The 13168-nt window shown below is 56.1% G+C and carries 11 protein-coding genes; 8 read left to right on the top strand and 3 right to left on the bottom strand.

The window, feature by feature from the left end:
* Positions 1 to 27 precede the first annotated feature (27 nt).
* Complete coding sequence (locus tag ACU5AX_RS20475) at positions 28 to 600, bottom strand: recombinase family protein (RefSeq protein WP_512701457.1); 573 nt, start codon at positions 598 to 600, stop codon at positions 28 to 30.
* Between the two features lie 281 nt (positions 601 to 881).
* Here ACU5AX_RS20475 and ACU5AX_RS20480 point away from each other — a divergent pair, with 281 nt between their 5' ends.
* Positions 882 to 1379, top strand: a complete 498-nt coding sequence (locus ACU5AX_RS20480) for a hypothetical protein (RefSeq protein ID WP_446692368.1) — start codon at positions 882 to 884, stop codon at positions 1377 to 1379.
* Between the two features lie 18 nt (positions 1380 to 1397).
* Positions 1398 to 2621 (top strand): hypothetical protein, encoded by a 1224-nt coding sequence (locus ACU5AX_RS20485; protein WP_446692369.1) that lies wholly within the window; start codon positions 1398 to 1400, stop codon positions 2619 to 2621.
* 105 nt (positions 2622 to 2726) lie between these two features.
* Here the strand turns inward: ACU5AX_RS20485 and ACU5AX_RS20490 are convergent, their stop codons facing one another.
* Positions 2727 to 3044 carry a LexA family protein gene (locus ACU5AX_RS20490; protein ID WP_446692378.1) on the bottom strand — a complete coding sequence of 106 codons (318 nt, stop codon included), beginning with the start codon at positions 3042 to 3044 and terminating at the stop codon, positions 2727 to 2729.
* 1024 nt (positions 3045 to 4068) lie between these two features.
* Between ACU5AX_RS20490 and ACU5AX_RS20495 the strand changes: the two genes are divergently transcribed.
* Entirely contained in the window at positions 4069 to 4521 is a 453-nt protein-coding gene (locus ACU5AX_RS20495; protein WP_446692370.1) for a Ros/MucR family transcriptional regulator, read from the top strand.
* Positions 4522 to 4771: 250 nt separating this feature from the next.
* Here the strand turns inward: ACU5AX_RS20495 and ACU5AX_RS20500 are convergent, their stop codons facing one another.
* A complete protein-coding gene (locus tag ACU5AX_RS20500; RefSeq protein WP_446692371.1) occupies positions 4772 to 4981 on the bottom strand; it encodes a hypothetical protein in 210 nt (69 codons plus the stop codon).
* An 836-nt stretch (positions 4982 to 5817) separates the two neighbouring features.
* Here ACU5AX_RS20500 and glf point away from each other — a divergent pair.
* From glf to ACU5AX_RS20525, 5 genes are all read left to right on the top strand, one after another.
* Positions 5818 to 8043: a UDP-galactopyranose mutase gene (gene glf, locus ACU5AX_RS20505; RefSeq protein ID WP_446692372.1), complete on the top strand. Its 2226-nt coding sequence runs from the start codon at positions 5818 to 5820 to the stop codon at positions 8041 to 8043.
* A gap of 97 nt (positions 8044 to 8140) precedes the next feature.
* Complete coding sequence (locus tag ACU5AX_RS20510) at positions 8141 to 9901, top strand: glycoside hydrolase family 1 protein (RefSeq protein WP_446692373.1); 1761 nt, start codon at positions 8141 to 8143, stop codon at positions 9899 to 9901.
* Positions 9902 to 10812: 911 nt separating this feature from the next.
* Positions 10813 to 11355: a hypothetical protein gene (locus tag ACU5AX_RS20515; protein WP_446692374.1), complete on the top strand. Its 543-nt coding sequence runs from the start codon at positions 10813 to 10815 to the stop codon at positions 11353 to 11355.
* 121 nt (positions 11356 to 11476) lie between these two features.
* Entirely contained in the window at positions 11477 to 12193 is a 717-nt protein-coding gene (locus ACU5AX_RS20520; RefSeq protein ID WP_446692375.1) for a lysozyme family protein, read from the top strand.
* Positions 12194 to 12983: 790 nt separating this feature from the next.
* On the top strand, positions 12984 to 13168 hold a 185-nt coding region (locus tag ACU5AX_RS20525), incomplete at its 3' end, for a hypothetical protein (RefSeq protein WP_446692376.1).

The following is a 13168-nucleotide window of genomic DNA, read 5'->3' on the forward strand; positions in this document are numbered from 1 at the left end:
TCTGGTATAGGGTCGAGGTTGTCGTTGCTAGCCATGGGGCGCGGACAATGCCCGGTACAGGGTGGCATGGTGGCATTTGAGCAGCTTGGCCGCTTCGCGGACTGACGTGCCCTCCCCTACTAGACGCTCCCCTAGGGTGATTTGGTCGGTGGTGAGCTTAGGCGGGCGGCCAAAGCGGACTCCCCTTGCCTTAGCCGCCACCCGCCCACTGCTAGTTCGTTGGTGGATCAGCTCGCGCTCGAACTCGGCGATGCCGGCGAACACAGTCAGCACCATGCGCCCGGCGGGTGAAGTGGTATCTGCCCAAGGCTCAGCTATCGAGCGTAGGCCAGCGCCAGCTTCTTTCAACTTCTCAGCAATGTCGAGCAGGTCGCGGGTGGAGCGTGCCAATCGATCGAGCCGCGTCACCACCACCGTGTCGTCGTCGCGCAGCTGCTCAATCATCTTGGCCAGCTCGGGTCGGTCGCGGCGTGCGCCCGAGACCTTCTCCTCGAAGGTTCGCTTGCATCCAGCCTCCTTCAACGCGGCGCGTTGTAACCGGAGGTCTTGGTCATCGGTGGACACACGGGCGTAGCCAATCAGCATGTCGCGAATATGCATCGAAATTGGTGTATTTAGCAACCGACTTTTGCGACAGGCGTGCACGAGGAGCAAGGCCGCCCATTGCCGTTGTCGCGAAACTTAGAAAATTTGCGACAGAGCCACTGTGATCATGCTCCGTGTACATCTCCCGCGCTTGCTATCAGATACCTGTGATCGGACATTGAGTTCATCCTAACGTTTTGGAAGGGAATAGGATGGCTGATTTGGGGACAACCCGCACGCGTTTGAGAGAGGGCTAGGAGCGAACGGTTCGTATCAGCCGGCTCAGCGAAGTGATCGTGGAAGCATGGCTGCGCGAAGACCGCCGGCTCGTGATCGAACGACTGCCGCAAAAGTTGGGCACTAAACTCCATCTCTTGCTGAAAGGCGATAAGCGGCCGGACTTTGCGGCTGCATTCGATGAGAATGAGGACTATTTTTTCGTTGACGCCAAGCTTCCCGATACAAACGGGCTTACTTATTTTTCGCTGTCACAGGAGGAAATCCACGACTTCCGGCTCGGTATCAAACAGCTGGGCTCCGATACCCTGCTGATCGCGCTTGTGTCGCGCGAGGGTGTCGACCTGCTATTCCTTATTGGGCTTGACGAGATCGCCGCGGACAACGAATTTGGCCCCCCAGGCGTCTTCAAGCTCGATCCAAATGACGAGGGGCGACGCTTCGGTCCGATCGGAAGGCCGGCCTACGACGTCGCCGTTACGCGTCTCAGACACGAGGGCTTTAGCGGCGACTTGCCAGCATATCCGGACCCTGACCCGGCCTGCCAGGATCGCTAGAAAGTACGCCGAGAAGCCATGCATATTTTATCAGCGCATAATCGCAGCGAGTTTCTCGCAACGCCGCAGCTGGTGCGCTTCGACTTTGCCAGCGGCAGGAACGGGTTCGAGCCGACCTTGCTGGTCAAGGCCGATGTCGTTGTGCTCAAATACCTGACCCGGGGCGTCCGGCTCCAGCTGATGATCGCTCAGACCTATGGTGATCGGCTGATCTATAGCCTCATTGTCCACGATGATCCGACATCGCCCGGGATCATCTGGTCAGTACTCGAACGCGAGGAAGAACGGCAGGCGCTGCTCGGTCTTGCGGAGGGTAAGCCGCTCCAGGTTTTCTTGTTCAACGAGCTGGCGATCAACGTCGCTTGGGCGGAGATGGAGGTTGCCGTCGCCGGCAACAGGCTTGGATCGCTCTCTGCTTATGCCGGGCTCGGCAAGTTTGATCATTCCGGCGTCGTCGCGAGGGTCGATGACATCTACACCGCCTTACGCGATGGCAAGGTCGCCGATCCGACAATGTTGCTCATTGACCTGCCGGCCGTGCCGGAGTGGCACCAGGTGCGGAACTCGCTGATCACCAGTCGATCGGGCGTTAGCGAAATGAACCTGTTCGATCTTGACGAAGGTCGCCAGCAGGAGAAGCTCGTCATCTGGCTCGCTGACAATCTGCATCCCGACGTCATCATCGACCAGCCGCAGATCATGAAGAGCGGCCGTTTCCGCGAGCTGACCGACATTCTCCTCGGCTACTCGGGCGGCACGTTCATCTTCGAGTCCAAGGCGCTCAAGCTGTTCAATCGTCCCGAGCTTCCCGACCGCACCAAGCTCAGCAAGAATGTTCTTGCCAGCATCAAGAAGGGGCTCAAGCAGCTGAAGGGTGCGGCCCGCCAAATACGGGACGGCGCGACGATCTACGACCTCGACGGCCGCGAGCAAGAGGTTGAGCGCACCCAGCCGATCCACGCAATTATCCTCGTGCCCGACCTAAGGTTGCTGCCACCAAAGTTTGGGTTCGACATGATGGTGGAGTTCGTGAAGGCGACGCGCGGCTATCTTCACATCCTCGACCCTTCGGAACTGCTGCGGATCGTCCAGATCGTCGAGGGGCTCGTTCGGCGCAGTGAGAGCCAAACCATTACGCCGATGATGGCGCTCGACAGCCGGTTCATCGAGCGCGCTGAAACCTGTGTCGAAGCTCAGTCGCTGAACGTCGAGATCATCACGCGGTTCGAAGCCGCGTTCTGACGCTGAGTCGTTAAAAGAGCTTCAGCCCATACGGCGGGTTGTAAATCCAACTTGTTCACTTGTGGGCTGTTCAAGCGCTTTGATCGCTGCGGTAATCCAAACCCTTTATATCACAGATGCTAGGACTGGCATGCGCGCGTTGCGCGCTTCGAGATACGGCATGCCCTCGCGGATGACGAGCTGGCGGACAACAAAGCCGCGGTCGACGATCGCGATGACGATACGGCCGTTGACCGGCTTGGCGTCCCGGTCGACCACGACGACGTCGTTATCGTAGAGGCCGGCATCGACCATCAAGCTGCCGCCAACCCGGACGACGAAGCTCGCGGCGCGATCGAGGCGCAGCAGCTCGATCAGGTCGATCGCATCCTCCTGCCAGTCATGCGCCGACGCCGGCCGCCCCGACGCTCCGCAGGCGCAGATCGGCCGGCACCGCGGCGACGGGAATGGGCTGATTGGATGCGAAAGACAGGCGCGGCGTCATTCCTCCGCTCCTACCGTCGATCGGAACATATTGAGAACGTCTGATTTCTATCCTGCGACGAAGCGCGGTGCTGATCGATTGTGCCCCGGTGCAACGCGTTGCATCGCACTGCATCCTGTTGCAGCGCGTCGGCATCGTTTGCGTTGCGCTCGCCTTCTCGACGGCCAGTTCGGTGATCGACGGAAGTTACTTCGCTATCGTTGGCGAAATTCGCTACGTTCACCGCGTACGTGGTTCGACGAGGCTTCGACGTGCGATCCACGTGCGCTTCGTAAGGGATTTTTCGATCGACATTTCGGCTTTCGATATTACGCCTAATTTTAATGCGGCATTCTTTGGTGGATATCTAACGTGGAATTCTAATTTCTACTCTTATGGATCGTTGGTATCCACGTTGGTGCACGATAAGCGGAATAATTCGGTGTGCAAAAGATGCGCTATATGATTTAGGCTTGGTTTCGCTCTTAAAGCGATTTCTGTTCGACGTTATGAGCTTCGCCTACATATTGTAGGCTACAAATTGAGGATCGTAGCCGACATCTTAATGTCGTGTTGACCGGCCATGGATTTGGGATTATAGCGCCACCACCCACCCCCCGAAGCGCATCCTTCGGGATGCGTCGAGGGGGCCCGTTCACACCGGGCTTACCCCGCAAATTGCAACTCTGGACGGGGGTGGCGATCTAGTGGCGACTAGAGGGTGGCCCGCGATTTAATCGCGGGCCACTTCTTGTGTTTTAGCCCTGACGGGGATTTATGTCAAATCCCGTGTTCTCATTGGATCGTTTCCAGATACGCTGCATCGACAGACATGAAGAAACGTTGATGCAGGGCAATGCCGCTCAAGCAGTGGCCTCACCCGACATTTGTTGAAAAGCCTAAAATATCATCGTCACGCCGATTGCTAATCATTGCTTCCCCGCCCTACAGTTTCAGGGTGATCCATCCGCCAGAGGAGCAAGCATGGCAGACGAATACGCAACCCATCCCGTCGAACTCGCGACCGAGTTGACGATCGCTTGGCTGGGTAACCAGCACAATCGCGTCACTCCCGAAGACGTCCCGGCCTTTCTTCAGAAGATGCATGAAACCGTGTGCGCACTTGCCGATGGCGGTAGTGCTTCCGCCGAACAGGCTTCGATAGCAACCGCCGAATATACGCCGGCAGTATCGGTGCGGAAGTCGTTGTCTTCACCCGACGTCATCGTCAGCATGATCGATGGTAAGCCGTACAAGACGCTGCGGCGTCACCTTGCGACTCATGGCCTGACGCCTGACGAATACCGCGAGCGGTATAACCTGAAAGCCGATTATCCGATGGTGTCGCAAGCCTATTCGGAAAGCCGCCGCGCGATGGCCAAAAAGATCGGCCTCGGCCGCAAGCCTGGCCAACGGCCCGCCAAGAAGACGGCCTGATTGGCGATGGCAAGGCATCGCGCGAAGCGGGGCGTTCCGTTTCGCGCGATCCTTCCGACCTCAGGCCATGCTGAGTGGATCCGCGCCGGTACGATAGCACCGATCGAGCGCCGTCTGCAGGTGGCACGCGATCGTCGTGCCTTCCCCCTTACTTCATCCAGAAGGGCCAAATTCGGTGGCCAGCGCCAGCGGGATGCGCGATTCCGTGGCAACACCTGAGCGCGTCGACGCCGCGCAGTTGCGCAGCCGTCTACATCACGTCGAGCTGCTCTAGCATCTTTGCGACCGCCTCAGCCAAATCGAAAGCGGCGGTCACGATCCGCGCTCGCTCGCTGGCTCCCATCAGTTCCTCCCGAATTAGATAGCCGGCGATGCACCAACTGGTGCGCCGTCCGTGAAACCAGCTGCTGGAAGCCGAAGACAAGTAAGGCGCGAACCCCTTAGTGGGTGGCTTGGACATGCGCGTCCACCCACTGTCGATCGATCTGGCTCTTGTCCTACGGGTTTCCGAGCGCCGTCACGATTCGCGTAGGAGAGTTGCGCGAATGACGTGGTCGAGGGCATTTCACTGCCGTAATCTATAGCGCCTGACGCACAGGATGCCGTGCAGCGCACACCGATCATCGACACGATGCTCATCGGGACCTCCGGAAAAGGCGACCGAGGCGGACCCATGTGTCTGCCCGTCGACTTGAACGGGTCGCTCGCTCTGGTCTTCCTGCATAGTCTGACTTCTCAATTGCGCGCCTCACATCAAAGAGACCTTGCATTCCGGATGTGATGAGGGGCGCGGCCGTGAACCGCTCTGCCCATCCATCTGCGCATTCGGTAAGAGGATTAAGAAGGCGAAAGGTTAGACGCACCTTCGATAGTCGGCGATAAAGCGCTTAAAAAAGCGTCGAGCGCAAGAGGCCTGCCCGCTTCGGCTTTTTTCTTGGGCTGCCGGGCTTGTACTACATCCATATGAGGTTGCCGCTGATCCTTGCCGTTGCGTCGCCCTCCAATACGACATCGCCCATTACGTTGCTCAGCAGCAAGGTATCGGCGTCTACAGTGATAGGACCTTCGGCACTGCCACGGACGACCTACATCGTAATGCCCCTTGCTGCCACGTCTCTTCCAACGGGACATCGATATTTGTGGACAATAGCAATGCAATACCCTTAGCATCAATTACTTTCGCACAAGATCCAAATTACGTTATCTTCGCCCCACCGCTAGTGAAATTCTGCAAATTTCTGATCCTGGGAGTAATTCATGCCCCCCTACGTATCATCCGCTCGTAATAGCACCCCAATGACCGGCATACTGCTTTGCTTTTCACATCTGCGATGGAATTTTGTTTTTCAGCGACCTCAGCACCTTATGACGCGGTTCGCTCAACGTATGCCGATTGTTATTTGGGAAGAGCCCGAGTTTGTAGATATCAAAACGCCGGGCGTTTCCATTCGTATGGAAGGTGTAAATGTGCGGGTGGTCACGCCACAATTGCCGCACGACATGAATGTGGCAGCCACGCAGCATGCGCTGCAAATGCTGCTTCACTCGTTCCTGGCAGATATGCCCGCGGTCGCTATTCGCTGGTATTACACGCCAATGATGTTCGCCTTCTCGGCAAATGTGAAGGCGGCGCGCACTGTATACGACTGCATGGACGAACTGTCGGCGTTCCTTTTCGCTCCGCCCGAGCTACTCACCCTCGAATCCAGGCTGCTAGAAGTTGCGGATTTGGTGTTCACCGGCGGCCACAGCCTGTACGAGGCTAAGCGCAAACGTCACCGTGATGTACGTCCATTCCCGTCTAGCGTCGACGTCTGCCATTTTGCCCGCTCTCGTGAGCATCGCCCTTTAGCCAGCAAGCCGCCGCATTTTGGCTTTTACGGCGTCATCGATGAGCGAATGGACCTGGGCCTACTTCGCCAGCTTGCGGAGGCGCGGCCGGACTGGATTATTGAAATCATTGGACCGGTGGTGAAGATCGATCCAGCTCACCTGCCGCGAAACAGCAACCTGCGCTATCTTGGCATGCTTGAATATGATGCGTTGCCAGAAGCAATCGCCCGTTGGGACGTTGCGCTTATACCATTTGCAATGAATGAGGCTACGCGCTTCATCAGTCCGACCAAGACGCCGGAATATCTTGCCGCCGGGCGGCCCGTTGTCTCAACCCCGATAGCAGATGTGGTGCGGCATTACGGCAACTTAGCTGGTGTTCGCATTGCAAACACCGGTTCGGCTTTTGTTGAGGCATGCGATGCGGCGCTGGAGCTAGCGCGTGGAACCGACCGTGGGTGGCGTGATGAGGCCGATGCTTTGCTGGCTGCGACCTCCTGGGACGATACCGCGACCAGGATGATGGCCGCCATTGATGGAGTATCATTTGGCACAGCGCATGCCATTGAATATGAGCAGTACGACGTTCTCGTCGTCGGCGCGGGGTTTGCCGGTGCCGTGATAGCAGAGCGGCTTGCGGCAGACTCCGGCAAGCGCGTGCTTGTGATTGACCGCAGGCCTCACATCGCTGGTAATGCTTACGACGAACAAGACGCCGCAGGCATCCTAGTTCACCGGTATGGACCGCACATCTTCCACACCAACTCTGGCCAGGTGTTTGAATATCTGTCGCGCTTCACCCGCTGGCACCCGTACGAACATCGCGTGCTGGCAGAAGTGCGAGGAAAGCAGGTGCCAATCCCGATCAACCGCACGACGCTGAACTCACTGTTCGACGCGCAGCTCAAGACGGATAGTGAAGTTGCCGCCTTTTTTGCCGCCCGTGCGGAGCCTATTGATGTCGTTAAAACATCAGAGGATGTAGTGGTTGGCACGGTGGGACGTGAGCTCTACCAACTATTCTTTCAGGGTTACACCCGCAAACAATGGGGATTGGACGCGTCAAAGCTGGATAAGTCGGTAACCGCGCGTGTGCCGATCCGAACCAGTGAGGATGATCGCTATTTCTCTGACAGGTACCAAATAATGCCGGAGGACGGCTTCACGGCGATGTTCATGCGCATGCTTGATCATCCAAATATAACAGTACGCCTTTCTACCGAGTTTGATGACGTTAAAGATAAAGTTTACCACGATCAGCTAGTCTATAGCGGACCAATCGACGAATACTTTGACTACTGTTATGGTCACTTGCCCTACCGCTCATTGCGATTCGAGCACCGTATTTTAGAACGGGAGCGATATCAGGCAGCCGCCGTCGTTAATTTTCCAGACGAGGCGGTGCCATATACTCGTGTAACCGAATTCAAGCAGATAACCGGTCAGCGTTGCCCGGTCACTAGCGTGGCATTTGAGTATCCATCCGCGGAGGGCCCTCCTTATTATCCAATACCACGCCCAGAAAATCAAGAACTTTTCAAGAAGTACGAGGCGCTTGCTTTGTTAAATCCTAACGTGGTATTTATTGGCCGCCTAGCTAATTATCGCTATTACAACATGGACCAAGTTGTGGGGCAGGCGCTAGCGACATACCAGCGAATGAAGGCACGGATTGCAACGCTAGGCTAAACCGTACTTTAGAATCCGGTACGGGTAGAATGTCTAGTCGTTGTTGCGTCCCAAGGGATTGCTGTCTTCCTTTTATTATCGTCGCGAGAGATGCATTATGACCACCAACTCGTTTCCCATTGAGCTATGGGGTGGAGTCGAGTGTACGGTGAATCGCGTGGGGGATCATTATCGCGATCAGGTAAGGTTGAGCGGACACCACGATCGGTTGAGCGACCTAGACCTTTTCGCCGATCTTGGGCTTAAGGCAATACGCTATCCGGTTCTTTGGGAGAGGACTGTTCCGGAGTTGGGTAAAGATCCTGATTGGCGCTGGCCTGACGAGCGCCTGAACAGGCTGCGCGCATTAGGTATCCGGCCAATCGTTGGCTTGGTTCATCATGGCAGCGGCCCCCGTCACACCAATCTTGTTGATGACCGCTTCGCAGCGGAACTAGGCCATTATGCGGCGGCTGTCGCAGAGCGCTACCCGTGGGTGGAAGATTTTACCCCCGTCAATGAGCCGCTAACGACCGCTCGCTTCTCAGCGCTGTATGGCCACTGGTACCCCCATGCAACCGATCCGCGATCTTTCTGGCTGTCGCTGCTCAACCAAGTGGATGGAACGCGGGCCGCAATGCGGGCAGTGCGGCGCGTCAACCCAGCGGCGCGCCTGATCCAAACTGATGATCTGGGCCGAACTTACGCAACTGCACCGCTTGGCGAACAAGCAGCTTATGATAACCTCCGTCGCTGGGCGGGATGGGACCTACTGTTCGGTCGAATCGATCGTTCGCACCCGTTGTTCGCGATCATAGAGCGAGTAGGATTGGGCGAGCGCCTAATCCAAATCGCCGATGATCCTTGCCCTCCAGACGTCATCGGCATCAATCATTACCTAACTAGTGACCGCTTCCTTGACCACCGGGTCGACAGGTACCCGGCGCATCTTCATGGCGGCAACGGGAAAATCGCCTATGCTGATACGGAGGCGATCCGCGTGCTCGATCCGCCGCCATCAGGGCTTGGCGGTGCGCTACGTGAGGCATGGCAGCGCTATCGCACGCCGATTGCAGTCACCGAGGTGCATAACGGCTCTACACGTGAGGAGCAGTTGCGCTGGGCGGCGGAAGCTTGGGACATTAGCGTATCGGTCGCAGCCGAATGCGTTGATATCCGCGCAGTCACGGCTTGGTCGTTACTTGGCAGCCAGGGCTGGAACACGCTTGTGACGAGAGACGGCAAATATGAGTCGGGGGTGTATGACGTGGCAGATGGTACGCCGCGTCCTACGGCACTGGCCTCGCTTTGGCGAAACTTGCCGCTCGGCGCGCTACGTCCTCCGGTATCTATGGAGAATGGCTGGTGGCGGCGCCCGGAGCGGCTGATTTATGGCACCGCTAGAACCGCTGCCTCAAATGAAGCGCCGTCCCAGCCAAGATCTTCACACCTACTGCTGATCTGGAAGGGAAAAGGTATTGCCACACAAGCGTGTATTCGTGCTTGCATGGCGCGTGGCATCAGCCACGCTTTGGTTGAGGCTAGCCCATCCACAATTAACGGCATCGACTCGGTCCTCGACGAGCTAAGTGCCTGGGGTTTGCTGTACATACGGGCGGACGACGTACTAAATGAGAAGAACTTACTCATGACGTTTGAACTGGCAAAAGCGTGCTTAGCGCGCGGGATGGCGTTTCTAGACGTGCTCAACGCCTCGGACGAGAATACCGCCAGAAATATGTCGAAAAATCGCTTCCGCTCGGACCCGTTCAATAGTGAAGAATCCGGTACACCAGCGCCTGACGCAGGCGCCGTCCTCTGGCAACAGATGGCGGACGATGCGATCGACCGGTTGATCGACAACGCAGCCGGCGCGTAATTATCCAGGACTGGATGCGACACTTTAATCTGGCTTACCCGCACACTCCAGAGCTTTTACAACAAAAAGCTTGGAGCGTGATTACCGTCCCGCGACAGCAAGACCAGACGAGTTGTACAAAATAAAATTGTGAATCGACGGAAAAGTCTGAAATCATGACAGAAAGGGAAGCGCTCTGCCGATCGGTGCGGTCCCACCTCACATAGTGGACAGCACTGGCGACGGCCTAGCTGCAACGCGCCCATATAAGCCTGCCTCATGGCCAGTAGCGCGAGACTTTTCGCCAACATTTGCCGTCACGCCCCCCTTTTTCATGTCGTCGCCTTGCCATCACCTACGAGATTCCCTCGTGGATCAGCGGCCTACGATTGTAGAGACAAAATTCTATCCTGAAATATGACGGAACAACCGCCGTGTTTCAGTCGGACGAACTGGAAAGCACGGCTGCGGCATAACATTTATAGGCACCGTTTGTCACACATTCCGCTTGCGAACGCTAGTTTGCCGCTTCATCATCGCACCATAGGGAGAGAGGGAAGGCGACCATGCGTCTTTGTAAAATTGCTCTTGTGTGTGTGCTCGTCGGCAACGCGCCAGCTGAGGTTCCAGAGGGCCAGTTTCAGAAATGGACTGCCTATGAAAAAAAGCCGATACACTTCAATTCGGGCGGCATCAGCGTGCGAGTCGAGGCTCTGCCATGTCCTGCTCACCCTGTCGGCGATACCTCATGTGCAGCTGACGGGTATAACAATCAGGCTGCAGTGATTGTAGCAGCCCCCGGAATACAAACTGTTTCGGTCCCGACTGATCGACAAAGCGCGTACGCCCGAGTGGCGGTAGTTCGGTTCCGCAAAGGCGACCCCCGCCCAGGAGTAATTATCGAAAGCCAATACGGCGGCTCTGGAGGCGATATGACCGCCCAGTTTTTGATTCCAAACGCGACTGGCTACAAAGTAGCAGCATTCAACGCAGCTGATCGAGATAGCCTGCAAGGCAAGTTTCCCGACGCTTCGAAAGACATATCCGGGGATGGCGCCATCGACCTCAGGTTAGATGATGGACGCTTCGACTCTCGCTTCGCTTGCAATGGCTGCTCTCCTCGCCCTCCGAGGTTCTTTACTGTGAAGAATGGGGAAGTGGTCGAAGAGAGCAGAGATCCGACGCTGCGAAAAGCTTTTGCCGGTGAAATGAAGCGGCTGGAGCCGCTTTGTCTCTCTGATAAGCCTGATCGAAACGGAGCTTGCGCCGCCTATGTAGCTAATGCCGCGCGCTCAGGAGATTTCAAAGCCGCATGGTCTGAAATGCTGCGGCACTATGACCGAAGCGTGAGCCCTTGGCAGCCCTGTGACGTGCCGGTGACCGGATCGAACGGCCAATGCCCCGAGGGGCATCAAAAAAGCTTTCCCGAAGCGCTTAAAGCATTCCTATCGGCAACGGGATACCTTCCGGCGTAACAGGGCCTAGCCATCGATTTACAGACTGCCTTCCGGAAAGACATGGAAGAGTTATTCCGCGAAGCAACATGTCAAAACGCAAATACTGTCTTTTTTATTAATAAAAGAGGGTGTTATTATTATGAGAATACTCACTGAAGAAGAGGTTTCATTTGTCGCCGGAGGAGACGGAACAGATGATGGGGGTGATATCGTTGTTATCGGAACCTATGCAGTAGGCGGCGGCTATGCGTCGGGTGGTAGCTACGACAGTAGTGGAAGCACGTCTCCGATGAGCGGCCCTCAAGATCGGGGACCCGCCGGCCCGGGACGCACCCATACTACTCCGCACGGTTATAAATATACGGTAAGTAACTTTCTTACTTCTGAACAAACCGCGGTTCTTGACGATATCGTAGAGTATGGGATGACGCATGGAAAGCAAGGATCAATTAACGCCGTCGCGGCGCTAGCATTTGCTGAGTCATCCTTCAAGCCAAACGCGGGCAGTGGTACAGAACACGTCGGCTTAGGCCAATACTCAACAGAAGAGTGGAAGGCGAGAGGCGAAACTGGCGATATTAGCAGCCCGCAGGACCAAATAAAAGCCTTGTTCCATGATTATGACTATTACATGGACCGCTATCGAAGTGTGACATCAACCAACGAATATGGCATCAATGATGCTCATGTCTCGATGCTCGAGTATTTTGAAATTAAGCATCATGGCGGTAGCAATGAAACGAACTGGAACAAGGTGGACCCCAATTCCGGGGATCCAAAAGATCACTCCGATGACATCACCTATCGGCAAGAGATCGCCAATGCTAACAGTTATCTTGGTTGGCGGTTAATGTAGGGTATGTATTTGACCGGTATATCCTATTCCTACCTTTGCCAATGCATAGTTAGGAATAGGAATTGATAACCAATATTAGAGTGGCGTTCAACGATGAGACCTGTGCGATAGGTCGCCATCCAGAGCGACAAACGATGCCCTTGGCCCCCCTTGAGCCAGGTTTACAATCCTAACGCCTGACGAAAGCTAGACATAGGTGCTGCTGTCGACTGCCTATAGCACGGTCCCTTTCACCGCATTCCGCGTCCCTGGATCGACAACATTGTGGGTCAATAGGTCCGTCGCCGTTTCCGGCGATATCGCGCGAATGACAGACACAGAGTTCGCAGAGCGCACAGCTTTCGCAACTCCCGATAGCCCATTTGGCGAACGGGGACTGCTAGACTCCAGCAACTCGGTGACCCTCCTTGCCGAGCGGTATGGTGGCCCTGGCGTTGGGCGCCACGGAGGCGGCGCTAGGACTGGCAACATCGCGGGTCTGCAATTGAAGGGGGTCGGCAGGAACCCACTGGCTCAGCAGGTCGACGACGGGTTTATCAGTCAATTCCACAACTCCGGCACGCTTACGCTGGCGGACGCCCTGCACGAGATTATCAGCAGCGAGATCGTAGAGGCAGCTTTGCCTAGAGGCGCCACGAGATGCCTGGGTCTGGTTATGCTGAGCACAACAGCTGGGGCTTATCCACCAAGATGGGACGCGTCTCCAAGCCCGGCCGTAGTGCTCGTGCGAGAGCAATCAATTAGGCCCGCCCACTTCCTCCCAAACGCAGGTTTTCGCGTACCCGCCGCTTTGATATTTCAAACGGGCAGCGATGTAACGCGGCTGCGAGAAATAACGCGGCAAGTTATCTCTCAATTTGGAAAAATAACTGGCTACGCCGATTATATAAAAGCTTTTGCGGAAAATATTGTGCATCAAATGCAAGCTGCTCGGCTGTTGCGAATAAATCACGGTGCACTATCAGCCTCTAATAT

Source organism: Sphingomonas benefaciens (genome assembly GCF_052907485.1).